We start from the raw sequence: 26,837 nt of genomic DNA on the forward strand, positions 1-26,837 counted from the left end.
TTGGCAGCGACCAAGCCTTTGAAACAACCAGCAAATCATCGATTTGCTGGTTTTTTTCTTGATGGGTGTCAGGTTTTGTCTCTTTGCACGACTAGGTCATCAGTAGCTTCATTTCAGCGGCTGCACAACCTTGTGAATTGTTAGGAGATCTTATGAACGTGAAACTCAAATCCATCATCGCTTTGGCCTCTGTGGTCGTGGCTGGCGCTGCCATGGCGCAAACGGCGAAAGATCAAAAATGTGGCGCTGGATCGTGCTCGAAAAAAGAGGCGACTCAAAAAATGGACAAAGAGGCCAGCTGCTCCAAAAAAGAAGCCAGTTGCTCTAAGAAGTAAGTCGCCTGTGTCTGTCGGGCTTGGCTACCGTCGAGAGATGACGGACTGGAGCTTGTCATCTCTGTCGGCCAGTTTTTTTGAGGTGTGCCCAGAAAACTGGATACACCGAGATCGCGCTCGTTTGCATGAGATATTGCAAACGGGGCGCGAGATCAGGCTGCATGGCGTGTCTCTGAACTTGGGCGGGGACAGCGAAATCTCACGCGATTTTTTGCTTCAAGTTCGCACGCTCATGCGCGAGTTGGGTACGTCGTTTTATTCGGACCACTTGGCCGCCAGTGGTGACGCGCACCAACTTTACGATTTATTCCCCATTCCCTTCACGCACGCGCAGGCACGCCGTGTGGCGGATCGGATTCAACGCGTGCAAGACACGCTGGGGTTTGCCATGGCGGTGGAAAACAGCACGTACTACACGAATGTGGGGGAGTTGCAAGAGTCGGAGTTTTTGCAAACGGTGGTGCAACTTGCAGGCTGCCGAATTTTGTTAGATCTCAACAATGTGGTGGTGAATTGGAAGAACCACCGATGGGAGTCGCCGTGCACGTATGTGTCGCGCATTGATGTGTCGAAAGTCAGTTACCTGCATGTGGCGGGTCATGAATTTGATCCACGTTTTGAGATGTTCATCGACACCCACAGTGCGGGTGTGGACGCACAAACTGCGCAATGGGCCATGGCTTTGGCGGAGCAGCACAGTTTGGATGTGCTGCTGGAATGGGACAACGATGTGCCCGATGTGGCCACCCTCAATCAGGAGATGCTGTGTCTTCGTTCTTTGACTACGTCCGTGGCTTGACCGATGTGGTGCCAGAGGGTTACAGCCGCCAAGGCATGGCGGTGTATCGTCACCATGTGTATTTGGCGGCCTCGCAAATGATGGCGGCGTCATACCCGGCGTTGAAAGCGGCTTTGAACGACGATGATTGGCGTTTGCTGTTGCAAGATTTCATTGCCCAGACGCGTTGGAGGTCACATTTTTATGCCGAACTTACCAACAATTTTGAATCCTATTTGGCCAACGCACTGCGCCAAGACACCCCATGATGAGAGATTTTTTGCATGCCCTTAGATGTTGATGAAACGGTGTTGGCAAGTTTGCGAGGGCCCATGCTGAAGTTTGCGCGCTTGCATCTGAGCCATTCAGAAGATGCCGAAGACTGCGTGCAAGACACCCTGTTGGCCTACTGGGCCAAGCCTGGGCAGTTTGATGGACGGGCGAGTTTGAAAACCTATTTGTTTGGAATCTTGAAGAACAAAGTGGCTGATAAATTGCGCGGTCGATACCGTGACAAGTGGGATAGCCCAGGCCTGGGGGATGACGACTTTGATGTGTGGTTCACCGACAAAGGTCGATGGGAACCACAAGAGCACATGTCGCGCTGGGCCGAGCCAGAGGGGGCGTTGGTGACGCGACAGTTTTTAGAGGTCTTGGATCTTTGTTTGAATGGCCTGCCCGAAAAAATGGCGGTGGTGTTCAGCATGAAAGAGTTGATGGACATGGACGCAACAGAGATCTGCGCGCATTTGGGGGTGACCAAAGATTTGTATTGGCAGTGCATGAGTCGCGCACGAAAGAGCATTCAGGTGTGTTTGGGAAAACGTTGGTTTGAAGGGGCGTCACATGCGGTGTAAAGATTTTGTTTTTCTTCAGTCTTCGGGGCAGATCAACGAGATGGGGCAGGTCAAAAAAACCATGACCCTGAGCCACGTTTGGATCTGTGGCGCTTGCCGCACGTTTCGCCATAACGATGAACTGCTCAGTCGTTATCTGACGCAGTTCAAAGCCAATTTGTTGGAGGATCAAGGCAGCAAATGACCGCGGCGTGTGTGACGCAGATGGTCTAACGAGAAACGTCCGGCGCCTTGCGTCAACACCGTCCACAACATCAAGGCCAACATCAACGGCACCTTGAAACCCAGGCCTTGTTCGGTATCGATTTGGTTCCAACCTTGCCAGCCTAAATCGAAGTGCACGGTGTACACCGCCACGTAGGTGACGTAGAGCAACGCCGCGCTGGACCAGCGGCTGAACAAGCCCAGCAATAAGGTGGTGCCCAACACCGATTCAAGCACGCCTGCGGCAACCCAATTGGCATGAGCGCTCAAGAGCGTGTGAGGGAATGGAAACGTCAGACTGACAAACCATTCGGGCTGTGTGAGGTCTTGCAGTTTGATGAGGCCCGCCATCAAAAACTCATAGCCCGCCCAGAGCCGCAAGGCGAGTAGGCCTAAGCCCTCTACGTAGGCACCGATGGTGCGTTGACAAGAAAAAAAGCGTTCAAACATCGTGAGCCTTTCAATGCAAAGTGAAGATCACACTGGGTCGTACGCCGCTTGGAAAACCTGACAATGAAATGCACGGCTTTTCATTTTTGAAGCCTTGAAATCACTGAGATACGATAGGGTGAACCTCCTCGAATCGCTGTTGCCTAGGAGGCTGCCTTTCAATACATATAAACGATCTATTTCAGTTACTGCGGAATGAAAAACCACTACAAATCATTGGGTCTGCTGCACGATGCAGAAGAGGTGGTGATCAAAGCTGCGTACAAGGCTTTGGCGCAAAAGTACCACCCGGACCGGCACCTTTCCAACAAGGTCGAAAACACGGCCAAGATGGCGGTGTTGAACGAAGCGTATGCAGTCATTGGCAACCCGACGCTGCGCAAAATTTATGATGATTTGCGGGCATCGCTGACCGCGAAGAAGGTCTCTGTTGAAAGTAAACCTGCCACGGTCAAGTCGAAAGAGGCTCAGGCCTTGATAACCCAGCTCGACAAAAACTCGTTGGATGAAATTCAGGTCATTGATTTGTTTGAAAAAGCGTTTGACTGCCGAATCCGCATTCATCACGGCTGGATCAACACGTATTCGTTGATTCGCGATGGCGCCACGCAACCGATTGATTTTGAAACCATCAAATCTGAGTTGGTGGCCCATCTCAGCAAAGATTAGGTGACACGCCATGCCGTACCCATTTGAGCACCTCAGATCTGACGCCCAACAGGCGAAATTATTTCGAGACACATTGCCTCAAGTGAATGCGGCCATGCCAGAGTTTTTCAGAACGATGGCGATTGCGCAGCGCAGTATTGCGCAAAAGAATATGTTTGGTCACCCGCAGGGGGTGCGTCAAGATTTGGGGTTTGAGACGGCGTTGCGCTTGGTGCTGATTGCAGGCACCAATGAGCGTCTGTTCTCCGTCAATGAAGACACGAAAACGGTGGTCAACACGCTTCGCTTGTTGGTGCTCAAGTGGTATTCGTTCGACAACGCTTTGGATGCTTGTTTGTATTTTGGCCATTACTTTTACGCCTACCAAAGCCATTCGCAATATGCCGTGAAGTTGCTGATGGAGCAGTCGCGTTTTGTGGTGCCGCATGCTGACAAGGTGGTGCCTAACAAAGCGGGCTTGGCGTTGATTGACACCTTGCCTCAGCCGCGTTGGTACAAGTCGGTGGATGGCTTGGGCGATAAGTTGTCCAGCATCTTCATTGAAACGGCGGACTTGGCCCATGTGGATGCGCAGGTTTCAGGTGTTCAAATTCATTTCAAAAAATCGAACCACTACGATTTGAGGGCGCCGCTTTTTGTGCGCGCAGATGCGATTGAAACGCCCCAAGTGCTGAACGACAAAGTCATTGTGCGTTGCCCGCATTGCAGCCAAAAATGCAGAGGCAATTACTTTCGCCACATCGAGATCACCTGCCCTAAATGCCAAGGTCACTGGTCGCAACGGATGTGATGTCAAAGCGCGCGTAACGGCGAAGTTGTGCAAAACGTTGACGCAAATAATTAAATATTCAGGTCAACATTTGTCATTCGGGGCTCGTTGAAGGTGCACTCCAACTTGGAGTTGTTCAACAACCTAAAGGAAACTTTTATGAACAAGCTGATTGCCACTTTGATCGTTGGTGCATTTTCTGCTGCAGCTTTTGCTGTGACACCTGCGGCTCCTGCGACACCAGCCACGCCCGCGACACCTGCCTCCGCTGCTGTTAAAGCAGAGGCCGCACCTGCCGTGAAGGCCGAAGGCAAGCAACGCGCTAAGGCCAAGCACGAGGCGAAGAAAGCTGAAGTCGCTGCGCCTACTAAAGCAGACGCTGCAAAGTAAGCGCGAGGCGGCTTAGTGGCCGCTCAGGCGGGTGTTGTGCTCAGCGCTGCAGCGTTGGCAATCACCCCGCCACCCAAACAAACATCACCGTCATACAACACAGCCGACTGGCCCGGTGTGACGGCCCATTGAGGATCATCAAAGGCGAGCACCAGCTCGCCTTTTTCGTTGTAACTCAGTGCGCAAGGCGCGTCCGTTTGACGGTAGCGCGTTTTGGCTGCATAGCGGCCGGGGGCTGGTTGATGTGGCGCACACCAACTCAAGTCGTCCGCCTGGAGCGAGCCATAAAGCAACCACGGGTGGTCGTGGCCTTGCACCACGTACAAGGTGTTGGTGGCCAAGTCTTTGCGTGCGACAAACCACGGCTGGTGTTCGCCACCCCCGCGCTGCGCGCCCTTTTCTTTGAGGCCACCAATGCCTAAGCCTTGACGTTGCCCCAGCGTATAAAAACTCAAGCCCACATGGTTGCCGATCTTGCGGCCGCGCTCGTCTTTGATGGGGCCTGGTGCGTTCGCGATGTAGCGGTTCAAGAAGTCACGGAACGGACGTTCACCGATGAAACAAATGCCCGTCGAGTCTTTTTTCTTGGCGTTGGGTAACCCGATCTCGTCGGCGATGCGGCGCACTTCGGTTTTGTGCAACTCGCCCACGGGGAACATGGTTTTAGACAGTTGCGCTTGGTTCAGTCGATGCAAAAAGTAGCTTTGATCTTTGCTGGCGTCTAAACCTTTGAGCAGTTGAAATTCGCCATTCACTTCGCGCACGCGGGCGTAGTGGCCCGTGGCGATTTTTTCAGCGCCCAAGCGCATGGCATGGTCAAGGAACGCTTTGAATTTGATTTCGGCGTTGCACAAAATGTCGGGGTTGGGCGTGCGGCCGCTTTGGTATTCGCGCAAAAACTCGGCAAACACGCGGTCTTTGTACTCGGCGGCGAAGTTGACGTGTTCGATCTCAATGCCAATCACGTCAGCCACGGCGGCTGCGTCGACGAAATCGATGTTGGAGGAGCAAAACTCGGAGTCGTCATCGTCCTCCCAGTTTTTCATGAAGATGCCAATGACCTCATAGCCCTGCTGTTTGAGCAGGTAGGCGGTGACCGCAGAGTCCACGCCGCCGCTGAGTCCCACCACCACACGTTTGTTGTTTGCCATGGGCCAATTATCCCTTTGCGGGACGAGCGACGCTCGGGTCGGTGTAGACCATGCCCAGCGGAAAACGTTGGCCATTTTGGTGGTCTTCGATGCAGCGCAGCACCAAGGCGCTGCGCAGTCGATGTGCGTTGGCGCGCACCTCGTCGGTGGTCATCCACAAGGTGCGAACAATGCCGTGGTCCAGCTTGGCCTCTGGCACGGCGTCGCCCAAGATGCCGCAATAGGCGAAGCGCAGATACGTCACGTCTTCCGCCGCACGTCCTTCGCGGGCGGGGCGCTCAAGGCGTGACATGTAGATGCCGACCAGCTCGGTGGGGGCAAAGGTGTGTGTGGTTTCTTCAAAGGCTTCGCGGGCGCAACCGACCTCAGGTGACTCCCCGGGGTCGAGGTGACCCGCGGGGTTGTTCAGTCGCAGGCCTTCGGGCGTGTGTTCTTCGATGAGCAGGTAGCGTCCGTCGCGTTCAATGATGGCGGCAACGGTGACGCTGGGTTTCCAACGTTTGTTCATTTCATCATTATCTTTCGGGTAAGTCCGTCTCAAGAATATGTGAATTCTGGTGTAACCTTTCTTCGGTCTGACAGAGACGAACTTTTCTATTAGGAGCCTTCCATGCAGATTGGCGTTCCTGCCGAAATATCGGCCGGTGAAACCCGTGTGGCGATCACGCCGGAGACGGCTAAAAAATTGATTGCGCAAGGCCACGCCGTGCGCGTGCAGTCGGGCGCAGGTGTTGCGGCAAGCATCACCGACGAGGCCTATGCGGCTGTGGGTGTGTCCATCGTCGATGCTGCACAAGCGTGGGCGTCGGAGTTGGTGCTCAAGGTTCGCGTGCCCGAAGCGGCAGAAGCGACCTGCATCCAATCAGGCAGCGCTGTGGTGGGCATGTTGGAGCCGTTCAACGCAGAGGGCCTGCAGCGTTTGGCATCTGCTGGTGCTGTCGGCTTCGCGCTGGAGGCTGCGCCTCGCACCACCCGCGCGCAGAGCATGGACGTGCTGTCAAGCCAAGCCAACATCGCGGGCTACAAAGCCGTCATGTTGGCCGCAGACAAGTACCAACGCTTTTTCCCCATGTTGATGACCGCAGCGGGCACCGTCAAAGCAGCTCGCGTGGTGATTTTGGGCGTGGGCGTGGCGGGTTTGCAGGCCATTGCAACGGCCAAGCGTTTGGGCGCGGTGATTGAAGCCACCGACGTGCGCCCCAGCGTGAAAGAACAAGTGGAGTCGCTGGGCGGCAAGTTCATCGACGTGCCTTTTGAGACAGCCGAAGAAAAAGAAGCGGCTGAAGGCGTGGGCGGCTATGCCCGCCCGATGCCGCAAAGCTGGCTGGACCGCCAAAAGGTGGAAGTGGCCAAACGCGTGGCGCAGGCCGATGTGGTCATCACCACCGCTTTGATTCCCGGTCGCGCCGCCCCCGTGCTGGTGACCGCAGAGATGGTGCAAGCCATGAAACCGGGCTCGGTGATCATTGACATTGCGGCCGGTAAAGGCACCGATGGCGTGGGCGGTAATTGCCCGTTGACTGAAGCTGGCAAAACCGTGATCAAGCACGGTGTGACTTTGGTGGGTGAAACCAATTTACCGGCCTTGGTGGCCGCTGACGCGAGCGCGCTCTATGCCCGCAACGTGCTCGACTTTTTGAAGCTCGTCATCAACAAAGAAGGCGCGTTGCACATCGATCTGGAAGACGACATCGTGGCGGCCTGCTTGGTCACCCGCGATGGCGCCGTGGTTAAAAAGTGATCGCAAGGACCTAAGAACATGGATGCCGTCTCCCCCACCCTCATCAACCTCATTATTTTTGTGTTGGCCATCTACGTGGGTTACCACGTGGTGTGGACCGTCACGCCTGCATTGCACACGCCTTTGATGGCCGTGACCAACGCGATTTCAGCCATTGTGATTGTGGGCGCCATGTTGGCGGCTGCGATGACCGAGACCACGCTGGGTAAAACCATGGGCGTGCTGGCGGTGACGCTTGCTGCCGTCAACGTGTTCGGTGGCTTCATGGTCACGCGACGCATGTTGGAAATGTTCAAGAAAAAAGACAAGCCGGCTAAAGCGGCGACAGGAGACAAAGCATGAACATGGACTTTGTGTCAATGAATTTGGTCACCTTGATGTACTTGGTGGCCAGCGTGTGTTTCATCCAAGCGCTCAAAGGTTTGAGCCATCCCACCACCTCCATTCGCGGCAACGTGTTTGGCATGGCGGGTATGACGATTGCCGTCGTCACCACGGCCGCTTTGATCATCAAACTGTCGGGCTCTGGGATTGGCATGAGCTGGGTGTTGTTGGGCTTGGTGGTCGGCGGCGGCGCTGGCACCTTGATGGCGCAACGCGTCGAGATGACCAAGATGCCCGAATTGGTGGCCTTCATGCACAGCATGATTGGTTTGGCTGCCGTGTTCATTGGTGTGGCCGCGGTGGCTGAGCCTTGGGCTTTTGGCATCACCGCCGCGCCGCAAGAAGTGGCCGCGGGTGTGCAAACCGCCAGTGGCTTGGTGATCACGGAAATGGTTCAACGCTTCCCGATTCCTGCGGGCAATCGCTTGGAGTTGTTTTTGGGGGCTGCCATTGGTGCCATCACTTTCAGCGGCTCGGTGATCGCGTTTGGCAAGTTGTCGGGTAAATACAAATTCCGTTTGTTCCAAGGCGCGCCTGTGAGCTTTGCCGGTCAGCACATGCTGAACTTGGTGTTCGGTTTGGCGACCTTAGGCTTGGGCTTGATGTTTGTGGCGACAGAGAGTTGGACGGCGTTCTTTGCCATGTTGGCGTTGTCGTTTGTGTTGGGTGTGCTCATCATCATCCCGATTGGTGGTGCGGACATGCCTGTGGTGGTGTCCATGCTCAACAGCTATTCGGGTTGGGCGGCGGCGGGCATTGGCTTCTCGTTGAACAACAGCATGTTGATCATTGCGGGTTCGTTGGTGGGTAGCTCGGGCGCGATCTTGAGTTACATCATGTGCAAAGCCATGAACCGCTCGTTCTTCAGCGTGATCTTGGGCGGCTTTGGTGCCGAGGCCACCACGGCGGTGGCGGGTGCCCAAGAGCAACGTCCTGTCAAGAGCGGCAGCGCCGACGACGCGGCTTACATCTTGGCCAACGCGGAGACCGTGGTCATCGTGCCTGGTTACGGCTTGGCGGTGGCGCGTGCGCAGCATGCGGTGAATGAATTGGCGGAGAAGTTGATGCACAAAGGCATCACCGTGAAGTACGCCATTCACCCCGTGGCCGGCCGCATGCCTGGCCACATGAACGTGTTGCTGGCCGAAGCCGAAGTGCCTTACGACCAAGTGTTCGAGATGGAAGACATCAACGGTGAGTTTGCGCAAGCCGACGTGGCCATCATCTTGGGCGCCAACGACGTGGTGAACCCTGCGGCTTTGCAAAAGGGCAGTGCCATTTATGGCATGCCAATTTTGGAAGCCTACAAAGCCAAAACCATCATCGTCAACAAACGCTCCATGGCGGCGGGTTACGCCGGTTTGGACAATGAGTTGTTCTACATGGACAAGACCATGATGGTCTTTGGCGATGCGAAGAAAGTGGTGGAAGACATGATCAAGGCTGTGGAATAAGCATGATGAATCGTCCCTGGCTGAGTGCCTACCCTGAAGGCGTGCCAGCCGACATTGATACCAGCGCCTATGTCTCGCTGGTGGAGTTGATGCAAGACAGTTTCAAGCGCTATGGCGACCGGCCTGCGTTTAACTTCATGGGACGCAACATGTCCTATGCCGAGTTGGATCGGTTGAGCCAAGTGTTTGCCGCGTATCTGCAAGGGCTGGGGTTGGTGATGGGCGACCGTGTGGCCATCATGTTGCCCAACGTCTTGCAATATCCGGTGGCCGTGGCTGCGGTCTTGCGCGCAGGGTTTGTGGTGGTCAACATCAATCCGCTGTACACCCCGCGTGAGTTAGAGGCGCAGCTCAAAAACTCGGGCGCTAAAGCCATTGTGATTTTGGAAAATTTTGCTGCGACGTTGCAGCAGTGCCTTGCCAAAACGCCCGTGAAGCATGTGGTGTTGTGCGCCATGGGCGACCGTTTGGGCTTGCTCAAAGGTTTTGTGGTCAACCAAGTGGTGCGCCGCGTCAAAAAGATGGTGCCAGCTTTTGAGTTACCAGAGGCCGTGCGTTTCAACGAAGCCTTGTCGTTAGGCGAGCGCAGTACGCTGACTCTGCCCGCCATCACCGGCGACGATTTGGCGGTGCTGCAGTACACCGGTGGCACCACGGGTGTGTCCAAGGGCGCCGAGTTGTTGCACCGCAATTTGGTGGCCAATGTGCTGCAGTCCGCAGCGTGGAATGATCCTGCGCTCAAACGCGTTCCTGCCCATGAGCAGCTCACGTTTGTGTGCGCTTTGCCGCTGTATCACATCTTCGCATTCACCATCAACATGATGCTGACCATGCGCATGGGCGGTTGTTCCATCTTGATTCCCAATCCGCGTGATTTACCGGCGGTGCTCAAGGAGCTGTCCAAGCATCGCTTTCACATGTTTCCTGCGGTCAATACCTTGTTCAATGGCTTGGCCAATCACCCAGATTTCGCCAAGGTGGATTGGTCGCATTTGGTGGTGTCTTTGGGAGGCGGGACCGCGGTGCAAGGCGCCGTCGCGAAGCTTTGGCTGGAGAAGACGGGTTGTCCGATTTGCGAAGGTTATGGATTGTCTGAAACCAGTCCTTCGGCCAGCTGTAACCCCGTGACCAGTTCGACGTACACCGGCAGCATTGGTGTGCCGATTCCCAGCACCGAGATGAAAATCATCGATGACGATGGCCACGAGGTCGCGCCTGGTGTTCCGGGTGAAATTGTCATCCGCGGTCCACAAGTGATGGCGGGTTATTGGCAGCGTCCCGACGAAACCGCACGGGCCATGACGCCAGACGGCTTCTTCAAATCGGGCGACGTGGGTGTGATGGATGAGCGTGGATTTTTCCGCATCGTGGATCGCAAAAAAGACATGATTTTGGTCAGCGGTTTCAACGTCTACCCCAATGAAGTGGAAGACGTGGTGGCCAGTTTGCCCGGTGTGTTGGAGTGCGCGGTGATCGGTATTCCTGATGAGCGCTCGGGCGAAGCGGTGAAGTTGGTGGTCGTCAAGAAAGACCCCGCTTTGACCGAGGCCGATGTGCGCGAGTACTGCAAACAAAACCTCACAGGCTACAAATTGCCTCGCGTGATTGAGTTTCGCGCGGACTTGCCCAAAACCCCGGTGGGTAAGGTCTTGCGCCGCGAGCTGCGCGATCAAAAATGACCCGACTTGCCTTGATCAGCGCCATGCACGAAGAGCTGGCTGCGGTGTTGGCACGCATGCCCGACGAACAAAAAACAGTGGTCGCAGGTCGCGAGTTTTGGGTTGGGCACTGGCAGGGGCATGACGTCGTCGCCGTGCTGTCTCGCATCGGTAAGGTGGCAGCGGCCACCACGGCCACAACCTTGATTGAGCGATTTGGTGTGACGCGCATGGTCTTCACCGGCGTCGCGGGCGGTTTGGCCCCGCACGTCAATGTGGGTGATGTGGTGGTGGCGCGCGAGTTCGTGCAGCACGACATGGATGCGTCGCCGCTGTTCCCGCGTCATGAAGTGCCGTTGACCGGTATGACCTACTTTCCGTCGGACGCTGCTTTGAGCGACGCCTTGTTGGCCGTGGCGCCCTTGGCCTTGGCTGATTTGGTGCAAAGTTTGCCGCCCAGCGACTGGTTGGGCTTGCCGCTTGATGCCGCACAGGTTCATCAAGGCTTGGTGGCCAGTGGCGATCGGTTTGTGTCGACCGATCTCGAAAGTGCTGAGCTGCAGCGGCGTTTGCCACAAGCGTTAGCGGTGGAGATGGAGTGCGCCGCTATCGCGCAGGTTTGTCACGATTACGGCGTGCCTTTGGCAGCTGTGCGCACCATCTCAGACCGTGCCGACGATGCCGCGTATGTGGACTTTCCCCGCTTCATCCAAACCATTGCCAGCCGCTACAGCGTGGCCGTGTTGGACCGTTTGCTGGCGCAATTGCCTGTGTCGTGAGGCAGGGTGGGCTAAGTGGCCCAGCTGCGCGGGCTTGGACGGCTTACTTCAGCCAACCGCGTTTGCGGAAATACCACATAGGCACCAAGGCGCTGGCCAGCATCAACGCCAAGGCAAAAGGATAGCCCCAGGTTTTGTTGAGCTCGGGCATGTACTGGAAGTTCATGCCGTAGATGCTGGCAATCAACGTAGGTGGCAGCAACGCAACGCTGGCCACCGAGAAGATCTTGATGATCTTGTTTTGGTTGATGTTGATGAAACCAACCGTGGCGTCCATCAAGAAGTTGATCTTGTCGAACAGGAACGCGGTGTGGTTGTCCAGCGATTCGATGTCGCGCAAAATTTGGCGCGCTTCTTCAAACTGGTCGGCATTGAGCATGCGCGAACGCATCATGAAGCTCACGGCGCGTCGGGTGTCCATCACGTTGCGGCGGATGCGGCCATTCAAGTCTTCTTGGCGTGCGATGGCACCCAGCACATCCCCGGCCAAGGCGTCGGTCACGTCTTCGGAGAGTACCAATTTGCCGGCTTTTTCGAGTTGGTCGTAAATGCCTTCGAGCGTGTCGGCGGAATATTCGGCATCCGCGTCAAAAAGCTTGAGCAGCACTTCTTTGGCGTCTTCAATCAAGCCGGGCGCGCGGCGGGCGCGCATGCGCAGCAGGCGAAACACGGGCACGTCTTCATCATGGATGGAGAACAGCACGCCACGGCTACGCAGGGCGTCGTTGTTTTGGTTCAAGATGAACGCCACACGGACGGTGCGCGGTTCGTCTTCGTCGGCGATCAAAAAGTCACTGCGGATGTGCAGTTCGCCGTTGTCTTCTTGGTAGAAGCGCGCTGATTCTTCGATGTCTTCGTCCATCGCATCCTCAGGGATGGACAGGCCGTAATACTGTTTGATCCAACGTTTTTCCTCGACCGTGGGGGCTTCGAGGTCGACCCAGATGGGTTGGAATTTAGAGAGTTCTTCCAGCGACTCGATCTCTTCTTGGAAGAGTCGGCCATTGGCCAGCGTGAAAATATTGAGCATGGCGTTCCTTGTGCGTGTGGCACCGAAATTCGAAGGAGGTGAAATGCAGCTTTCGAATCCGAGCGGCACGAGGGCCTGATGCGATCCGAAAGCTACCGACTAGGGTAGGTTTCCAAGGAGAGATCTCCGCTGTTGAAGTGACCCGAATTATGGCACTCAGGCCGCCTAGGCTAGGGGTTTTCAGCAGGGTCTTTTTACGAAATCTTTGAGTTCTAGCTATTGTTTTTTCCTGATAGCAGGCGCATAGTGAAACTGCCAATTCACTCTAGGAGGCTTTGTATGAACTTGACGATCAGTGGTCACCATCTTGAGGTTACGCCCGCATTGCGCAGTTATGTGACAGGTAAGTTAGATCGAATCACCCGACACTTTGACCAAGTCGTGGATGTGAAAGTGCTCTTGAGCATCGAAAATCAGACTGAAAAAGAACGTCGCCAAAAAGCCGAATGCAACATCCATGTGAAAGGCAACGACATGTTTGCCGAGAGTGCGCATGAAGACTTGTACGCCGCTGTGGATGACTTGGTTGACAAACTGGATCGCCAAGTGGTTCGTCACAAAGACAAGCTCCAAAAGCACCATCACGAAAGCCCCAAGCGTCTGATGTGACCTTTTTGGGCGCCTGAATCTGCAAAAACCGCTAATTTTTTGGCGGTTTTTGCGTTTTTAAGTGCGGCTCACAAGGGGTGCATAATCTGCGCTCACACCATGAATCGATTAGCTTCCATCCTGCCTCCCGCACAAGTTCTTGTGCAAGTTGAGGTCACCAGTAAAAAACGCGCTTTTGAAGAGGCGGGTCTTTTGTTTGAAGGCCTGCACGGATTGAGCCGCGCGATGGTGGCCGACAGTTTGTTTGCGCGCGAGCGTTTGGGCTCTACGGGCTTAGGCCACGGCGTGGCCATCCCGCATGGACGCATCAAAGGTCTGAAGACGCCCATGGCGGCGGTGTTTCAGTTGCAGCAGCCCATTGGCTTTGACGCCCCAGATGAACAACCCGTCAATTTGTTGATCTTTTTGTTGGTGCCTGAAGCCTCCACGCAAAAGCATCTTGAAATCTTGTCAGAAATCGCGGAGTTGCTGAGCGATACGGCCCTGCGCGAAAAAATCAAATCATGCGACAACGCGACTGAATTGCACCGCATCGTTTCAACCTGGAATTCGGTGCCCATTTGAAACCCACCGTCATCAGTGCCGATCTGTTGTTTGAGGCCTTTCGCAGCAGTTTGCGCTGGGAATGGCTGGCCGGTTTAGGCGCTTCGGAGCGTCATTTTGATGAGGTTGCGGTTCGCGCAGCGCGTTCCGGCGCTGATTTGGTGGGCTACCTCAATTACATTCACCCTTACCGAACCCAAGTGCTGGGCGAGCGCGAAGTCAACTACATCTCCAAATGCTCTGCGGCTGATGGTGCGCGTCGCATTGCACGCATCGTGACCTTGGAGCCGCCCGTGTTGGTGTTGGCAGACGGCCAAGTTGCGCCACCTGAGCTGATTGCCATGTGCGAGCGCGCACAAATTCCGCTTTTCTCCACCACCGAGTCTGCAGCTTTCGTGATCGATGTGTTGCGCGCGTATTTGTCGAAGCACTTTGCCGATCGCACCTCCATGCACGGCGTGTTCATGGACATTTTGGGCTTGGGCGTGATGATCACAGGCGAGTCAGGTTTGGGCAAAAGCGAGTTGGGTTTGGAGCTCATTTCGCGCGGCAACGGCTTGGTGGCCGACGACGCGGTTGACTTGTTTCGCATCAACCAAACCACCATTGAAGGGCGTTGCCCTGAGCTGATTCAAAACTTGCTGGAAGTGCGCGGTATCGGTTTGCTAGACATTCGGGCCATTTTTGGTGAAACAGCGGTGCGTCGCAAAATGCGTCTCAAGCTCATCGTTCATTTGGTCCGCAAAGAGACGCTAGAGCGCGATTACGAGCGCCTGCCCCACGAGCCACTGACCCAAGACGTCTTGGGCGTGCCTGTGCGCAAGGTGGTGATTCAAGTGGTGGCTGGGCGCAACATTGCGGTGTTGGTGGAAGCCGCGGTGCGCAACACCATCTTGCAACTCCGCGGTGTTGACACGTACCAAGAATTTATTTCTAGGCACCAACGTGCCATGTCGCAAAGATAAGTTGCGTTAAGCCTTGGCTGGCCGGTGCTCACAATTGGGCTTGCGGCAATGGGCATACAAACTCAAGGCATGGTCGGCGATTTCAAAGCCTTGGCGTTTGGCCACTTTGACTTGCAGCGCTTCAATTTCTTTGTCGTGAAACTCTTCCACACGCCCGCAATCTAGACACACCAAGTGGTCGTGGTGTTCGCCTTCGTTGAGTTCGTAGACGGCGCGCTCGCTTTCAAAGTGGCTGCGCTTGAGAATGTCAGCTTGCTCAAATTGCATCAGCACACGGTAGACCGTGGCCAGGCCAATGTCCACGTTTTGTAGCACCAGCTGGCGATACACATCTTCGGCAGTCATGTGACGTTGCTCGCTGGTCTGAAACAAATTCAAAATTTTGAGTCGTGGCAAGGTGGCTTTGAGCCCCGTGTTTTTCAAGTCGTCGGCGTGGGCCATGGGGTCTCTCCAAGACGGGCGAAACAGGGGGCCCGTTACAATGAATAGATCATAGCGTTACAGCCCAATTCGGCCTTTCACACCATGTTTGAATTCTGTCGAAAAGCCTCTTTCTCGTCGTTCAGTCGGCACACCTCGCTCGTTGCGGCCTGCATGGTTGCCGGCCTAGGGCTGACCGCGTGCTCAAGTTTGATCACACCTTATCGGCCTGAGGTCGTGCAAGGCAACTTTGTCTCGCGCGAACAAGCGCAAGCACTGCGCTTGGGCATGCCTCGCCAAGCGGTGCGTGACATTCTGGGCACGCCTTTGGTGACCAGCGTGTTTCACGGCGATCGCTGGGACTACGCGTTCACCATCCGCCGTCAAGGCGCAGAGCCACAGTTGCGACGCTTCAGTGTGTTTTTCAAGAACGATACTTTGGTCCAATTGGATGGCGATCCATTGCCTTCTGAGGCCGAGTTTGCGGCCAAGATCGACACGCGCACAGCTGCTAAAAAACTTCCCGAACTGAAAGCCAGTGAGGCTGATTTGGCGCAGTTCCCCGCCAAGCCTACGGCGTCTGTCGCGCCTGTGTTGGCGCCATCCAAGCCTGCCACCTATCCGCCGCTTGAAGTTCTTGCCCGTTGATTTTTGAAAGTGCCCGCACCATGGCTCACACGACACCTCCTTTGAAACTTGCCATCGCTGGCGCCAGCGGCCGCATGGGCCACATGTTGATCGAAGCCGTGCGCAACGCGCCGGAGTTTCAACTCAGCGGCGCTTTGGATGTGTCCGCCAGTCCTAGCATTGGCAACGATGCCACGGGTTTTTTAGGCCAAGCCAGCGGCGTCAACATCGAGTCCGATGTGCGCCAAGGCTTGAAAAACAGCCAAGTGCTGATCGACTTCACGCGCCCCGAGGGCACATTGGCCCACCTCAAGGTCTGCCGTGAGTTGGGTGTGAAGTTGGTGATTGGCACCACCGGTTTTACCGATGCACAAAAAGCCGAAATTGCCGAAGCGGCGAAAGACATCGCGATCGTCATGGCGCCGAACATGAGCGTGGGCGTGAACGTGACGCTGAAGTTGTTGCAAATGGCCGCACAGGCCATGCCCACGGGCTACGACATTGAAATCATCGAAGCGCATCACCGCCACAAAGTGGACGCGCCCTCCGGCACGGCTCTGAAAATGGGCGAGGTGATTGCCGAGGCCATGGGCCGCGATCTGAAAGATTGCGCGGTGTACGAGCGTTATGGCCACACCGGTGAGCGCGATCCGTCCACCATTGGCTTTGCCACGATTCGCGGTGGCGACATCGTGGGTGATCACACCGTGTTGTTTGCCGGAACGGGCGAGCGCATTGAAGTGACCCACAAGTCGTCGAGCCGTGCAACCTACGCCCAAGGCAGTTTGCGCGCGGCCAGCTTTTTGGCTGGCAAAGACAAAGGCCTGTTCGACATGTTTGACGTGTTGAACCTGCGCTAAGTTTTTCACCAAGTCTCCATCCTGCCATGACTCTCTTTGACGCCACCTTGCAAGGCGATGCGTTCAGCGTCACGTTGAATCTGGTGTTGCTGGCCATGTCGGTCGCCACATGGACGGCAATTGTTTATAAGTCTTGGCTGCTGCGTCGTGTGAGCGCGGATGTGGCACAAGGCAAAGCCGCATTTTGGCAAGCCCGAGATATGGCGCAGGGCTTGGCTGTTCTTGGCGCCCTAGACCGTTGTGCCGTTTTGTTGCCGTTGGTCCAAGCGCAGCAACAGCGCATGCCCGGCACCTTGGGTGCTCAAGGTGACGAAGCCGCGCAACGCACCCGTGTGCTGCGTGATGCTTTGCATGCCGTGCTGCATCGTTTGCAGTCGGGGCAGGTGCTCTTGGCGACGGTGGGTTCTACGGCGCCATTTGTGGGTTTGTTAGGCACGGTGTGGGGCATCTACCATGCGCTCACGGGCATTTCCAGCGCGGGTCAGCTCTCCATCGCCCAAGTGGCTGGGCCGGTCGGCGAGGCCCTCATCATGACGGCCGCAGGTTTGGCCGTGGCCTTGCCCGCCGTGTTGGCGTTTAACGTGATGGGCCGCGTGATTAACCGCTTGGAGCAAGAGCTGGAAGGCTTTGCCCACGACCTGCGAGATCTCTGATGGCTTTTGGACGTTTTGAGCGCACGCCGGGCCAAACGCCCATGAGCGACATCAACGTCACCCCCTTGGTCGATGTGATGATGGTGTTGCTGGTCATCTTCATCATCACCGCGCCTTTGATGGTCAGCGCTTTGAAGCTTGATTTGCCCAAAACCGACGGCGCACAGGCCAGCAGCGCCCCGCCGCGCTTTGTCGAGCTCAGCATTGACGCCAAAGGCGTGGTGTATCTCGACGACAAAGCCACATCGCTGGAGGATCTCAAACGCAGCCTCAACGCCCAAGCCTCTAAAGCTTTGGCCATGGACCATGGCGAATTGCCTGAAGTGCAGCTGCGTGCCGATGAGCGCGTGCCTTACGGCCGTGTGGTCGAAGTCATGGGCTTGGCCCAGCAAGCGGGCATGAACCGCATTGGCTTTGTGACCGAGCGCAAGCAGCCCGTTGCCGCGCCTTAATTAACCTAGTCATCGCTCGCTGAGCGTCCCCTTCTTCGGCATCCCGATTGCCCTCAAACCAAGGCCTAAAATCAGTGCATTCTTTGCCTTTGTTTGAAGGCGCTGCCTCGCGACCCCAGCGGGGATTCTCTGACTGATTCCATGCAAGACAAATACAACCATACCGAGGTCGAACGCGCCGTTCAGGCCACTTGGACCCAAGCCGACGCCTACCGCGTGACCGAAGACGCGTCCAAGAAAAAGTTCTACGCCTGCTCCATGCTGCCTTACCCCAGCGGCAAGCTGCACATGGGCCACGTGCGCAACTACACCATCAACGACATGCTCACGCGCAACCTGCGCATGAAGGGCTACAACGTGTTGATGCCTATGGGCTGGGACGCCTTTGGTTTGCCAGCCGAAAACGCCGCGCTCAAAAACGGTGTGCCACCGGCCAAGTGGACTTACGAAAACATCGCCTACATGAAGAAGCAAATGCAGGCGATGGGCTTGGCCATCGACTGGTCACGCGAAGTGGCCACCTGCGATGCGACTTACTACAAGTGGAACCAATGGCTCTTCTTGAAGATGCTCGAAAAAGGCATCGCCTACCGCAAGACTCAAGTCGTGAACTGGGACCCGGTGGACCAAACCGTGTTGGCCAACGAGCAAGTGATTGACGGCAAAGGCTGGCGCACGGGCGCACCGGTTGAGAAGCGCGAAATTCCTGGCTATTACCTCGACATCACCCGCTACGCGCAAGAACTGTTGGATCACGTGCAAATCGGCAACGAAAAGGCCACGCTGAACGGCTGGCCCGACAAAGTGCGCTTGATGCAAGAGAACTGGATTGGCAAGAGCGAAGGTGTGCGCTTTGCGTTCACGCACGACATTGCCGGTGCAGATGGCGCGCTCATCGGCGACGGAAAAATGTATGTGTTTACCACACGCGCCGACACCATCATGGGCGTCACTTTCTGCGCGGTGGCTGCTGAGCATCCGCTGGCGTTGCACGCTGCGGCGACCAGCCCTGCAATGGCCGCCTTCCTCGAAGAATGCAAAAGCGGCGGCACCACCGAAGCCGAGCTGGCCACGCAAGAGAAAAAGGGCATGCCCACGGGCTTGTTCGTCACGCACCCATTGACCGGCGCGAAGGTCGAGGTGTGGGTGGGCAATTACGTGCTCATGTCTTACGGCGATGGTGCGGTCATGGGCGTGCCTGCGCATGACGAGCGTGACTTTGCGTTTGCTTTGAAATACGACTTGCCCATTCAGCAAGTCGTGGCGCTTGGCGTTGACGGTGCAGCGGCGGCCTCGACAGGTACGCCGGGCTCCTCATACGCAAGCTCAAAATCGTCACCCGGCGCACCTGCCGATGCCGCCTCTTCGGCATTCGATGCCACGGCCTGGCAAGAGTGGTACGCCACCAAAGCGGGTGTGTGCGTGAACTCTGGTGAACTCGACGGCTTGCACCAGAAAGCAGCCGTCAACAAAGTGGCCGAACTGCTCGCAGCCAAAAACTTGGGCGAAAAGAAAACCACCTGGCGTTTGCGCGACTGGGGCATCAGCCGCCAGCGCTACTGGGGCACGCCCATCCCAATCATCCATTGCGACGAACACGGCGCGGTGCCTGTGCCCGAAAAAGATTTGCCCGTGGTGTTGCCGCAAGACTGCATCCCTGATGGCTCTGGCAATCCGCTGCACAAGCACGAAGGTTTCCACGCCGGTGTGACTTGCCCCGTGTGCGGTAAGCCCGCCCGCCGCGAGACCGATACGATGGACACGTTTGTGGATTCGTCGTGGTACTTCATGCGCTATTGCGACCCCACCAACACCGACGCAATGGTGGCCGAGGGTGCGCAGTACTGGGCGCCGATGGACCAATACATTGGCGGCATTGAGCACGCGATTTTGCATTTGCTCTACGCACGTTTCTGGACCAAAGTCATGCGCGACATGGGCCTGGTCAAAGTGGACGAGCCGTTCACCAAACTGCTCACGCAAGGCATGGTGCTCAACCACATCTACTCACGCCGCACAGCCAAAGGTGGCAAAGATTACTTCTGGCCCCACGATGTCGAGCATGTGCTGGACGACGCTGGCAAAGTGGTGGGCGCCAAGCTCAAGAATGCCGCTGACAGCAGCGACGGCAAATTGCCCGTGGGCACCGCCATCGACTACGAAGGCGTGGGCACCATGTCCAAGTCCAAGAACAACGGCGTAGACCCGCAAGACCTGATCGAGCGTTACGGCGCCGATACCGCGCGTCTGTACACCATGTTCACCGCGCCGCCCGAAGCCACGCTGGAGTGGAACGACGCGGCCGTGGAAGGCAGCTACCGCTTCTTGCGCCGTGTGTGGAACTTCGCGTTCAAACACGAAGCCACACTCAAGGCCGCCACCGCTGGCAACTTGAGCGTCGCCAAGCCACGCAAAGAAGCCGCCGATTTGCGCCGTGAAATGCATGTGGTGCTCAAGCAAGTCAGCTATGACTACGAGCGCATGCAATACAACACCGTGGTGTCGGGCTGCATGAAGTTACTCAACGCTTTGGAAGATTTCAAGGCCGATGGCAGCGAGGGCGACAACGCCGTGTTGTGCGAAGGCATGTCTGTGTTGCTGCGCATGCTCTACCCAGCTTGCCCGCACATCAGCGCGAATTTGTGGGCCGAGTTGGGCTACGCCAAGCAGTCGGGCGATTTGCTCGACACCGCTTGGCCTGAAGTCGACGAGAGCGCCTTGCAACGTGACGAGCTGGAGCTGATGCTGCAAATCAACGGCAAGTTGCGTGGTGCGGTCACCGTTAGCGCCACGGCCAGCAAAGAGCAAATTGAGCAAGCGGCGTTGGCCACCGACGCCTTCATCAAGCAAGCCAATGGTGCTGCGCCGAAGAAGGTCATCGTCGTGCCAGGCCGTTTGGTCAACATCGTCGTTTAAGAGCTGCGTATGTCCACCACACGCCGTGCTTTGTTGATCTCCTCCAGCCTCGTCGTCGGGCTGGCGGGCTGCGGCTTTGAGTTGCGCAAGGCGCCGAGCTACGCGTTCAGCACCTTGTTCAGCAGCGTGCCTGTGGTGTCGCCTTTGGGCATCAAGCTGCATCGCAGTTTGGCTGCGACCGGCCAAGTGGAAGTCATCACCGATCCCAAGCAAATCGAGCGTGCCCAAGTCATCTTTGATCAACTGATGGAGTTGCGTGAGAAAGTGGTGGTGGGGCGCACCTCCACAGGTGCGATTCGTGAATTCCAGTTGCGTCTGCGCTATCGTTTTCGCGTGCGCACGCAGGCGGGCAAAGAGTTGATTCCTGACACCGAGTTGGTGCTCACCCGCGACATCAACTTCAACGAGACCGGTGCCTTGTCCAAAGAGTCGGAAGAAGGCTTGCTGTACCGCGACATGGAAAACGATTTGGTGCAACAAATTCAGCGCCGCTTGGCCTCCATTCGTCAGCTCTGACCATGCAAGTCGCCGCCTCGCAATTCAGCCAGCACCTGCAGACGCAGGCCTCCAAAGGTCTGCGCAGTCTTTACACCTTCCATGGCGATGAGCCCTTGTTGCAGCAAGAGGCCCTAGATGCCCTGCGCGCCACCGCGCGTGCCCAAGGCTTCACCGAGCGCAGCGTGTTCACAGTGGCAGGCGCGCACTTTGATTGGGGCGAAGTGTTGGCAGCAGGCGGCTCCATGAGTTTGTTTGCTGACAAGCAGTTGATTGAAATCCGCATTCCCTCGGGCAAGCCCGGCAAAGACGGCAGCGTGGCGTTGCAAAACATCGCGGAGTTGGCGGTGGGCAATGACAGCACGTTGACGGTGGTGTTGCTGCCGCGTCTGGACAAAGCCACCAAAAGTTCGGCGTGGTTCGCTGCGTTGGAGAACAGCGGCATCAGCGTGCAAATTGACCCGATTGAGCGTCACACCTTGCCCACTTGGATTGCGCACCGCTTGGGCGCGCAGCAGCAACGTGTGAGTGAAGGGGAGGCGGGCCAACATACCTTGCAGTTTTTTGCCGATCGGGTGGAAGGCAATTTGTTGGCGGCGCATCAAGAAATTCAAAAACTCGGCCTGCTCTACCCCGCTGGCGAGTTGAGCTTTGAGCAGGTGGAACGCGCGGTGCTGAATGTGGCCCGCTACGACGTTTTTAAACTCTCAGAGGCGGTGCTCAGTGGCCAGCCGCTGCGCGTGCAGCGCATGCTCGATGGCCTCAAGGCCGAGGGCGAAGCTGAGGTGCTGGTGCACTACACGCTGGCCGAAGAAATTCGCGCCCTCAAGCGCGTCAAAGACGCAGTGGCCGCAGGCAAAGCCCTGCCCATGGCGCTGCGCGAGCAACGCATTTGGGGCCCGCGTGAGCGTTTGTTTGAGCGCGTGTTGCCGCGCTTGAGCGTGGGCATGCTGGAGAAGTTGTTGCAATCGGCGCACCAAGTCGATGGCATTGTTAAAGGCCTCAAAGTGGCCGACTGGCCGACCGATAACTGGCAGGCTTTGCACCGTTTGGCCTTGCGCTTGTGCCGTGCTTGTATGCCGCGCCAAGCTTGAAAGAGAATCACACCATGACCGAACTTAACGTCGCTGACCACATGAATGCCTTGGGCGCGCAAGCCAAAACGGCCTCGGCCCAAATGGCCAAAGCCTCTGCCGCTGTCAAAAACAAAGCCTTGCGCGCTTTGGCCGCTTTGCTGCGCGCCAACATCGATGCACTGCAAATTGACAACGCCAAAGACATTGAGCGCGCCATCGCTGCAGGCCTCGACGCGCCGATGGTGGATCGCCTCAAGCTCACCCCCAAAGTGCTGGAAACTTGCGCGCAGGGTTGCGAGCAACTGGCCGCCATGCCCGAGGTGATTGGCGAAATCACAGGTTTGAAAGAGCAACCCAGCGGCATTCGTGTGGGTCAAATGCGTGTGCCTCTGGGCGTGTTCGGCATGATTTTCGAGAGTCGTCCCAACGTGACGATTGAAGCGGCGTCGCTGTCCATCAAGAGTGGCAACGCGTGCATCTTGCGTGGCGGCTCGGAAGCCATTGAGTCCAACAAAGCCTTGGCCAAGCTGGTGCAGCAAGCCTTGATCGAAAGTGGCTTGCCCACCGATGCTGTGCAACTGGTGCAAACCACCGACCGCGAGGCCGTGGGCCACCTCATTGCCATGCCTCAGTTTGTGGATGTCATCATCCCGCGCGGCGGCAAAGGCTTGATTGAGCGCATCAGCCGCGACGCCAAAGTGCCGGTCATCAAACACTTAGACGGCAACTGCCACACCTATGTGGACGATCCGTGCGACATCGCCATGGCCGTCACCGTGGCTGACAACGCCAAAACTCAAAAATACAGCCCCTGCAATGCCAGCGAAAGCTTGCTGGTGGCGCGCGGCGTGGCTGCCGCGTTTTTGCCCAAAATTGGTGCAATTTACGCGGCCAAAGGTGTGGAAATGCGTTGCTGCCCCGAAGCCAAAGCCATCCTCGCCAGCGTCCAAGGTGCCCATCTGAAAGACGCGACCGAGCAAGACTGGTTTGAGGAATACCTCGGCCCCATCATCAGTGTCAAGGTGGTGACAGGTTTGGATGAGGCCATTGCTCACATCAACCACTACTCCAGCCACCACACCGAGTCCATCCTCACGCGTGACCACATGCACGCCCAGCGCTTTTTGCGCGAGGTCGATTCATCCAGCGTGATGGTCAATGCCAGCACCCGTTTTGCCGATGGCTTCGAGTACGGCTTGGGGGCGGAGATTGGCATTTCGACCGACAAGTTCCACGCCCGTGGCCCTGTGGGCATTGAAGGGTTGACCTCGCTCAAATACGTCGTTTTGGGACAAGGCGAGATTCGGGTTTGAATCGGCGCTGTTATGGGGTTGGACCTCTAAATAGAGGCGCAGCCTGACGGCCTAGAATGACGCTCCATCAAGAAGGACATCATGGTTCCCCACCTCATCACGGCTCTCACCGGCCCCATCAACGAACTTGAGCAACGCATTCTCGATTCCATGCCTGCCATTGAGCGCTGGTTTCGTCTGGAATGGATGGAGCACACACCACCGTTCTACAGCTCTGTGGATGTGCGCAACGCTGGCTTCAAGCTAGCGCCCGTGGACACCAACCTCTACCCTGGCGGTTGGAACAACCTGACGCCCGAGATGCTGCCGTTGGCAGTGCAAGCCGCGATGGCCGCGATCGAGAAGATCTGTCCGGAAGCGCGCAATCTGCTGCTGATTCCTGAGAACCACACGCGCAACACCTTCTATTTGTCGAACGTGGCGCAGCTGCAGCGCATCTTCCACATGGCTGGCTTGAATGTGCGCATTGGGTCGATCAACCCTGAGATCAAAGAAAACACCACCATCAACTTGCCCAACGGTGACAGCGTCACCTTGGAGCCGGTGATTCGTGGCGCGCGACGCGTGGGCCTGAAAGACTTCGACCCGTGCACTATCTTGCTCAACAACGATTTGAGCGCAGGCATTCCCGGCATTTTGGAAGACTTGCACGAGCAACACCTGTTGCCACCGCTGCATGCGGGCTGGAGTGTGCGTCGCAAAAGCAAGCACTTTGAGTGTTACGAAGAGGTTGCGAAGCGCTTTGGCAAACTCTTGGGCATCGACCCTTGGCTGATCAATCCCATGTTCAACCAGTGTGGCGAAGTGAACTTTGCCGAGGGCACGGGGATGGAGTGCTTGCAGACCAATGTGGATGCCTTGCTGACCAAGATCAAACGCAAATACAAAGAGTACGGCATCAACGAAAAACCGTTTGTGGTCGTCAAGGCCGACAACGGCACTTACGGCATGGGCATCATGACCGTGCGCGATGTCAAAGATTTGGATGTGCTCAACCGCAAGACGCGCAACAAAATGAGTGTGGTCAAAGATGGCCAGTCGGTGAACCAAGTCATCATTCAAGAAGGCGTGTTGACCAATGAACGCGTGAACGACGCCGTGGCCGAGCCAGTGGTTTACATGATGGACCGTTACGTCGTTGGCGGTTTTTACCGCGTGCACGCTGAACGCGGAGTGGATGAAAACCTCAACGCGCCCGGTGCGAGCTTTGTGCCCTTGGCGTTTGAGCAAAGCGCGCACACGCCGCAGCCTGGCATGAAGCCAGGTGCGAGCACACCGAACCGCTTTTATATGTATGGCGTCATTGGACGCCTTGCCATGTTGGCCGCCAGCTATGAGCTAGAGGCTACCGATCCCGAAGCTGAGAATTACGACTGAGATCTCTGATGGAACAACATGCTAAATCGTCGCTCGCGGCGTTGACCTTGGGCGCCATTGGCGTGGTCTACGGCGACATCGGCACCAGCGTGCTGTACGCCATGAAAGAGGTGTTTGGCTCGGGCCATGTGCAGTTCACGCCTGACAATATTTTTGGAATTCTGTCCATCTTCTTTTGGACCTTGACCATCATCGTGTCCATCAAGTACGTGGTCTTGGTGCTGCGCGCTGACAACCACGGCGAAGGTGGCTTGGTGGCCATGTTGGCGTTGGCCTCGATGTCCGTCAAAGACAAGCCAAAACTGCGACAGCGCATGCTGATCGTAGGCATCTTTGGCACCTGTTTGTTTTATGGCGATGGTGTCATCACGCCTGCCATTTCAGTGCTGTCTGCGGTGGAAGGCTTGGAGGTGATTTCTCCGGCCTTCAAGAAATATGTGATCCCACTCACCATCGTGATTTTGTTTGGTTTGTTTGCCGTGCAAAAGCGCGGCACCAGCGGCATTGGCAAGTTTTTTGGTCCCATCACCGTGGTGTGGTTTGCCGCTATTGCGGCTTTGGGGCTGTATCACATCGCGTCGCATCCCGAAATTTTGTGGGCCATTAGCCCGCACCATGCCTTGCGTTTCATCATCGCAGAGCCTGAAGTCACCTTCTTGATTTTGGGTGCTGTGGTGCTGTGTGTGACCGGTGGCGAAGCCTTGTATGCCGACATGGGGCACTTTGGCAAAAAGCCGATTCGCATGGCATGGTTCACGGTGGTCATGCCATCGCTGACCTTGAATTACTTTGGTCAAGGTGCCTTGCTATTGAGCGACCCCGATGCGGTGGCCAACCCCTTCTTCAACATGGCGCCTGATTGGTTGCTGTTGCCTTTGGTTTTGTTGGCCACGGCGGCGACGGTGATCGCGTCGCAGGCGCTGATTTCAGGTGCATTCAGCGTCACCAAGCAAGTGGTTCAAATGGGCTTCTTGCCGCGTTTGCAAGTGCTGCACACGAGTGTCAAAGACACGGGCCAAATCTACATTCCTTTCGTCAACTGGGGCTTGTTTGCCGTCATCGTGTTGGCTGTGGTGATGTTCAAGTCGTCTAGCAATTTGGCAGCGGCGTATGGCATTGCGGTGTGTACTGACATGTTGATCACCACCGTGCTGACGTTCTTCGTGATCCGCTACAGCTGGAAATACCCGCTGTGGATGTGCTTGGGCGCCACCGGCTTTTTCTTTGTCATTGACTTGACCTTCTGGGCCTCCAACTTACTCAAGTTGTTTGATGGCGGTTGGTTCCCGTTGCTGATCGCTGCGGTCATCATGATGCTCATGCTGATTTGGCGCGATGGCCGTGAATTGCTCAACGACATTCGCCAAGAAGAAGCTTTGGATTTGGACAGTTTCTTAGAAGCCGTCTTTTTGTCACCGCCTGCGCGTGTGGACGGTACGGCCGTGTTTTTGACCACGGGCAAAGGCTCGGTCCCCAATGCGCTGCTGCATAACCTCAAACACAACAAAGTGTTGCATAAGCAAAACCTGTTTGTGAACGTGCAAAACCATGAAGTGCCTTGGATCCCTGAGAACGAGCGCTTGGTCATCACGCCGCTTGCGAATGAGTGTTGGCAAGTGGTGATCCATTACGGCTTCAAAGACAACCCCGATGTGCCGGGCGCCTTGACGCATTTGCGTGGCATGGGCTGCGAGGTCAATCCCATGACGACCAGCTACTTCTTGTCGCGTGACAGCATCGTGCCAACGCTTGGCAAGGGCATGGCGCCTTGGCGTGAAAAAATCTTTGCACAAATGCACCTCAATGCCAGCTCGGCTGCGGACTTCTTGAACTTGCCGAGCAACTCGGTGGTCGAGTTGGGCAGCAAGATCGAGATCTAAAC

At 56.4% G+C, this 26,837-nt stretch carries 30 protein-coding genes; 25 read left to right on the forward strand and 5 right to left on the reverse strand.

The features are described from left to right. Positions 1-152: 152 nt before the first annotated feature. The 4 genes from C5F52_RS09425 to C5F52_RS09440 are packed head-to-tail and all read left to right on the forward strand — an operon-like array spanning position 153 to position 1,970. A complete protein-coding gene (locus C5F52_RS09425; RefSeq protein ID WP_104798090.1) occupies positions 153-335 on the forward strand; it encodes a hypothetical protein in 183 nt (60 codons plus the stop codon). Between the two features lie 7 nt (positions 336-342). Beyond that, the gene (locus C5F52_RS09430) at positions 343-1,134 is read left to right on the forward strand and encodes a DUF692 family multinuclear iron-containing protein (RefSeq protein ID WP_236657798.1); all 792 of its coding nucleotides are present in this window, start codon (positions 343-345) and stop codon (positions 1,132-1,134) included. Next, positions 1,101-1,382: a putative DNA-binding domain-containing protein gene (locus C5F52_RS09435; RefSeq protein WP_236657799.1), complete on the forward strand. Its 282-nt coding sequence runs from the start codon at positions 1,101-1,103 to the stop codon at positions 1,380-1,382. Before C5F52_RS09430 ends, C5F52_RS09435 begins: the two co-directional genes overlap by 34 nt. Positions 1,383-1,397: 15 nt before the next feature. Continuing rightward, positions 1,398-1,970: a sigma-70 family RNA polymerase sigma factor gene (locus C5F52_RS09440; protein WP_104798092.1), complete on the forward strand. Its 573-nt coding sequence runs from the start codon at positions 1,398-1,400 to the stop codon at positions 1,968-1,970. Between the two features lie 168 nt (positions 1,971-2,138). Here the strand turns inward: C5F52_RS09440 and C5F52_RS09445 are convergent, their stop codons facing one another. After that, entirely contained in the window at positions 2,139-2,624 is a 486-nt protein-coding gene (locus C5F52_RS09445) for a DoxX family protein (RefSeq protein ID WP_104798093.1), read from the reverse strand. Between the two features lie 195 nt (positions 2,625-2,819). On the opposite strand from C5F52_RS09445, the gene C5F52_RS09450 reads away from it, so the two are divergent. The 3 genes from C5F52_RS09450 (at position 2,820) to C5F52_RS09460 (ending at position 4,452) form a co-directional block, all read left to right on the forward strand. Continuing rightward, positions 2,820-3,293 carry a J domain-containing protein gene (locus tag C5F52_RS09450; protein WP_104798094.1) on the forward strand — a complete coding sequence of 158 codons (474 nt, stop codon included), beginning with the start codon at positions 2,820-2,822 and terminating at the stop codon, positions 3,291-3,293. Positions 3,294-3,303: 10 nt separating this feature from the next. Beyond that, positions 3,304-4,083 carry a hypothetical protein gene (locus C5F52_RS09455; RefSeq protein WP_146100059.1) on the forward strand — a complete coding sequence of 260 codons (780 nt, stop codon included), beginning with the start codon at positions 3,304-3,306 and terminating at the stop codon, positions 4,081-4,083. A 138-nt stretch (positions 4,084-4,221) separates the two neighbouring features. Continuing rightward, positions 4,222-4,452, forward strand: a complete 231-nt coding sequence (locus C5F52_RS09460) for a hypothetical protein (protein WP_104798187.1) — start codon at positions 4,222-4,224, stop codon at positions 4,450-4,452. 23 nt (positions 4,453-4,475) lie between these two features. Here the strand turns inward: C5F52_RS09460 and mnmA are convergent, their stop codons facing one another. After that, positions 4,476-5,603: a tRNA 2-thiouridine(34) synthase MnmA gene (gene mnmA / locus C5F52_RS09465; RefSeq protein ID WP_104798096.1), complete on the reverse strand. Its 1,128-nt coding sequence runs from the start codon at positions 5,601-5,603 to the stop codon at positions 4,476-4,478. A gap of 7 nt (positions 5,604-5,610) precedes the next feature. After that, on the reverse strand, positions 5,611-6,111 hold the full coding sequence (locus tag C5F52_RS09470) for an NUDIX hydrolase (protein ID WP_104798097.1): 501 nt from the start codon (positions 6,109-6,111) through the stop codon (positions 5,611-5,613). 102 nt (positions 6,112-6,213) lie between these two features. On the opposite strand from C5F52_RS09470, the gene C5F52_RS09475 reads away from it, so the two are divergent. From C5F52_RS09475 to C5F52_RS09495, 5 genes are read left to right on the forward strand one after another with little or no spacing between them, the layout of a single operon-like run. Then, positions 6,214-7,344, forward strand: a complete 1,131-nt coding sequence (locus C5F52_RS09475) for a Re/Si-specific NAD(P)(+) transhydrogenase subunit alpha (RefSeq protein WP_104798098.1) — start codon at positions 6,214-6,216, stop codon at positions 7,342-7,344. A gap of 18 nt (positions 7,345-7,362) precedes the next feature. Then, the gene (locus C5F52_RS09480) at positions 7,363-7,686 is read left to right on the forward strand and encodes an NAD(P) transhydrogenase subunit alpha (RefSeq protein WP_104798099.1); all 324 of its coding nucleotides are present in this window, start codon (positions 7,363-7,365) and stop codon (positions 7,684-7,686) included. Positions 7,687-7,697: 11 nt separating this feature from the next. After that, positions 7,698-9,182, forward strand: coding sequence for an NAD(P)(+) transhydrogenase (Re/Si-specific) subunit beta (locus C5F52_RS09485; protein WP_104798188.1), 1,485 nt, complete (start codon positions 7,698-7,700; stop codon positions 9,180-9,182). Positions 9,183-9,184: 2 nt separating this feature from the next. Next, positions 9,185-10,861 (forward strand): long-chain-fatty-acid--CoA ligase, encoded by a 1,677-nt coding sequence (locus C5F52_RS09490; RefSeq protein WP_104798100.1) that lies wholly within the window; start codon positions 9,185-9,187, stop codon positions 10,859-10,861. After that, positions 10,858-11,619 (forward strand): 5'-methylthioadenosine/adenosylhomocysteine nucleosidase, encoded by a 762-nt coding sequence (locus C5F52_RS09495; RefSeq protein ID WP_104798101.1) that lies wholly within the window; start codon positions 10,858-10,860, stop codon positions 11,617-11,619. Before C5F52_RS09490 ends, C5F52_RS09495 begins: the two co-directional genes overlap by 4 nt. Positions 11,620-11,662: 43 nt before the next feature. On the opposite strand, the gene corA is transcribed toward C5F52_RS09495, so the two are convergent. Next, a complete protein-coding gene (gene corA, locus C5F52_RS09500) occupies positions 11,663-12,649 on the reverse strand; it encodes a magnesium/cobalt transporter CorA (RefSeq protein ID WP_104798102.1) in 987 nt (328 codons plus the stop codon). A 279-nt stretch (positions 12,650-12,928) separates the two neighbouring features. On the opposite strand from corA, the gene hpf reads away from it, so the two are divergent. The 3 genes from hpf (at position 12,929) to hprK (ending at position 14,766) form a co-directional block, all read left to right on the forward strand. After that, the gene (gene hpf, locus C5F52_RS09505; protein WP_104798103.1) at positions 12,929-13,258 is read left to right on the forward strand and encodes a ribosome hibernation-promoting factor, HPF/YfiA family; all 330 of its coding nucleotides are present in this window, start codon (positions 12,929-12,931) and stop codon (positions 13,256-13,258) included. 99 nt (positions 13,259-13,357) lie between these two features. Further along, complete coding sequence (locus C5F52_RS09510; RefSeq protein WP_104798104.1) at positions 13,358-13,822, forward strand: PTS sugar transporter subunit IIA; 465 nt, start codon at positions 13,358-13,360, stop codon at positions 13,820-13,822. Next, entirely contained in the window at positions 13,819-14,766 is a 948-nt protein-coding gene (gene hprK, locus C5F52_RS09515; RefSeq protein ID WP_104798105.1) for an HPr(Ser) kinase/phosphatase, read from the forward strand. Before C5F52_RS09510 ends, hprK begins: the two co-directional genes overlap by 4 nt. 6 nt (positions 14,767-14,772) lie before the next feature. On the opposite strand, the gene fur is transcribed toward hprK, so the two are convergent. Next, positions 14,773-15,207: a ferric iron uptake transcriptional regulator gene (gene fur, locus C5F52_RS09520; protein ID WP_104798106.1), complete on the reverse strand. Its 435-nt coding sequence runs from the start codon at positions 15,205-15,207 to the stop codon at positions 14,773-14,775. A gap of 153 nt (positions 15,208-15,360) precedes the next feature. Here fur and C5F52_RS09525 point away from each other — a divergent pair, with 153 nt between their 5' ends. The 10 genes from C5F52_RS09525 to C5F52_RS09570 all read left to right on the forward strand — a co-directional run bounded on the left by C5F52_RS09525 (position 15,361) and on the right by C5F52_RS09570 (position 26,835). Next, on the forward strand, positions 15,361-15,834 hold the full coding sequence (locus tag C5F52_RS09525) for an outer membrane protein assembly factor BamE (RefSeq protein ID WP_104798107.1): 474 nt from the start codon (positions 15,361-15,363) through the stop codon (positions 15,832-15,834). A gap of 20 nt (positions 15,835-15,854) precedes the next feature. Continuing rightward, positions 15,855-16,673, forward strand: a complete 819-nt coding sequence (gene dapB, locus C5F52_RS09530) for a 4-hydroxy-tetrahydrodipicolinate reductase (RefSeq protein ID WP_104798189.1) — start codon at positions 15,855-15,857, stop codon at positions 16,671-16,673. Between the two features lie 26 nt (positions 16,674-16,699). Beyond that, positions 16,700-17,326 carry a MotA/TolQ/ExbB proton channel family protein gene (locus C5F52_RS09535; protein WP_104798108.1) on the forward strand — a complete coding sequence of 209 codons (627 nt, stop codon included), beginning with the start codon at positions 16,700-16,702 and terminating at the stop codon, positions 17,324-17,326. Continuing rightward, positions 17,326-17,778, forward strand: coding sequence for a biopolymer transporter ExbD (locus C5F52_RS09540; RefSeq protein WP_104798109.1), 453 nt, complete (start codon positions 17,326-17,328; stop codon positions 17,776-17,778). Before C5F52_RS09535 ends, C5F52_RS09540 begins: the two co-directional genes overlap by 1 nt. A gap of 141 nt (positions 17,779-17,919) precedes the next feature. Beyond that, complete coding sequence (leuS, locus tag C5F52_RS09545; RefSeq protein WP_104798110.1) at positions 17,920-20,694, forward strand: leucine--tRNA ligase; 2,775 nt, start codon at positions 17,920-17,922, stop codon at positions 20,692-20,694. A 9-nt stretch (positions 20,695-20,703) separates the two neighbouring features. Next, positions 20,704-21,210, forward strand: a complete 507-nt coding sequence (lptE, locus tag C5F52_RS09550) for an LPS assembly lipoprotein LptE (RefSeq protein WP_104798111.1) — start codon at positions 20,704-20,706, stop codon at positions 21,208-21,210. Positions 21,211-21,212: 2 nt separating this feature from the next. Next, on the forward strand, positions 21,213-22,283 hold the full coding sequence (holA, locus tag C5F52_RS09555) for a DNA polymerase III subunit delta (protein WP_104798112.1): 1,071 nt from the start codon (positions 21,213-21,215) through the stop codon (positions 22,281-22,283). 14 nt (positions 22,284-22,297) lie between these two features. After that, a complete protein-coding gene (locus C5F52_RS09560) occupies positions 22,298-23,578 on the forward strand; it encodes a glutamate-5-semialdehyde dehydrogenase (RefSeq protein WP_104798190.1) in 1,281 nt (426 codons plus the stop codon). Positions 23,579-23,659: 81 nt separating this feature from the next. Further along, positions 23,660-24,955 (forward strand): glutamate--cysteine ligase, encoded by a 1,296-nt coding sequence (gshA, locus tag C5F52_RS09565; RefSeq protein WP_104798113.1) that lies wholly within the window; start codon positions 23,660-23,662, stop codon positions 24,953-24,955. An 8-nt stretch (positions 24,956-24,963) separates the two neighbouring features. Then, on the forward strand, positions 24,964-26,835 hold the full coding sequence (locus tag C5F52_RS09570) for a potassium transporter Kup (protein WP_104798114.1): 1,872 nt from the start codon (positions 24,964-24,966) through the stop codon (positions 26,833-26,835). Positions 26,836-26,837 lie beyond the last annotated feature (2 nt).

The sequence above is a fragment of the Limnohabitans sp. TS-CS-82 genome (assembly GCF_002943475.1).

Excerpts from the sequence above, each read along its gene's own strand:
- gshA (WP_104798113.1), top strand. The coding sequence starts at position 23,660 with ATGGTTCCCCACCTCATCACGGCTCTCACCGGCCCCATCAACGAACTT.
- C5F52_RS09570 (WP_104798114.1), top strand. The coding sequence starts at position 24,964 with ATGGAACAACATGCTAAATCGTCGCTCGCGGCGTTGACCTTGGGCGCC.
- leuS (WP_104798110.1), top strand. The coding sequence starts at position 17,920 with ATGCAAGACAAATACAACCATACCGAGGTCGAACGCGCCGTTCAGGCC.
- C5F52_RS09510 (WP_104798104.1), top strand. The coding sequence starts at position 13,358 with ATGAATCGATTAGCTTCCATCCTGCCTCCCGCACAAGTTCTTGTGCAA.
- C5F52_RS09440 (WP_104798092.1), top strand. The coding sequence starts at position 1,398 with ATGCCCTTAGATGTTGATGAAACGGTGTTGGCAAGTTTGCGAGGGCCC.
- C5F52_RS09490 (WP_104798100.1), top strand. The coding sequence starts at position 9,185 with ATGATGAATCGTCCCTGGCTGAGTGCCTACCCTGAAGGCGTGCCAGCC.
- C5F52_RS09470 (WP_104798097.1), bottom strand. The coding sequence starts at position 6,111 with ATGAACAAACGTTGGAAACCCAGCGTCACCGTTGCCGCCATCATTGAA.
- C5F52_RS09540 (WP_104798109.1), top strand. The coding sequence starts at position 17,326 with ATGGCTTTTGGACGTTTTGAGCGCACGCCGGGCCAAACGCCCATGAGC.
- lptE (WP_104798111.1), top strand. The coding sequence starts at position 20,704 with ATGTCCACCACACGCCGTGCTTTGTTGATCTCCTCCAGCCTCGTCGTC.
- C5F52_RS09450 (WP_104798094.1), top strand. The coding sequence starts at position 2,820 with ATGAAAAACCACTACAAATCATTGGGTCTGCTGCACGATGCAGAAGAG.
- mnmA (WP_104798096.1), bottom strand. The coding sequence starts at position 5,603 with ATGGCAAACAACAAACGTGTGGTGGTGGGACTCAGCGGCGGCGTGGAC.
- C5F52_RS09460 (WP_104798187.1), top strand. The coding sequence starts at position 4,222 with ATGAACAAGCTGATTGCCACTTTGATCGTTGGTGCATTTTCTGCTGCA.
- dapB (WP_104798189.1), top strand. The coding sequence starts at position 15,855 with ATGGCTCACACGACACCTCCTTTGAAACTTGCCATCGCTGGCGCCAGC.
- corA (WP_104798102.1), bottom strand. The coding sequence starts at position 12,649 with ATGCTCAATATTTTCACGCTGGCCAATGGCCGACTCTTCCAAGAAGAG.
- holA (WP_104798112.1), top strand. The coding sequence starts at position 21,213 with ATGCAAGTCGCCGCCTCGCAATTCAGCCAGCACCTGCAGACGCAGGCC.
- C5F52_RS09445 (WP_104798093.1), bottom strand. The coding sequence starts at position 2,624 with ATGTTTGAACGCTTTTTTTCTTGTCAACGCACCATCGGTGCCTACGTA.
- C5F52_RS09525 (WP_104798107.1), top strand. The coding sequence starts at position 15,361 with ATGGTTGCCGGCCTAGGGCTGACCGCGTGCTCAAGTTTGATCACACCT.
- hpf (WP_104798103.1), top strand. The coding sequence starts at position 12,929 with ATGAACTTGACGATCAGTGGTCACCATCTTGAGGTTACGCCCGCATTG.
- C5F52_RS09535 (WP_104798108.1), top strand. The coding sequence starts at position 16,700 with ATGACTCTCTTTGACGCCACCTTGCAAGGCGATGCGTTCAGCGTCACG.
- C5F52_RS09475 (WP_104798098.1), top strand. The coding sequence starts at position 6,214 with ATGCAGATTGGCGTTCCTGCCGAAATATCGGCCGGTGAAACCCGTGTG.
- C5F52_RS09455 (WP_146100059.1), top strand. The coding sequence starts at position 3,304 with ATGCCGTACCCATTTGAGCACCTCAGATCTGACGCCCAACAGGCGAAA.
- C5F52_RS09495 (WP_104798101.1), top strand. The coding sequence starts at position 10,858 with ATGACCCGACTTGCCTTGATCAGCGCCATGCACGAAGAGCTGGCTGCG.
- fur (WP_104798106.1), bottom strand. The coding sequence starts at position 15,207 with ATGGCCCACGCCGACGACTTGAAAAACACGGGGCTCAAAGCCACCTTG.
- C5F52_RS09425 (WP_104798090.1), top strand. The coding sequence starts at position 153 with ATGAACGTGAAACTCAAATCCATCATCGCTTTGGCCTCTGTGGTCGTG.
- C5F52_RS09560 (WP_104798190.1), top strand. The coding sequence starts at position 22,298 with ATGACCGAACTTAACGTCGCTGACCACATGAATGCCTTGGGCGCGCAA.
- C5F52_RS09480 (WP_104798099.1), top strand. The coding sequence starts at position 7,363 with ATGGATGCCGTCTCCCCCACCCTCATCAACCTCATTATTTTTGTGTTG.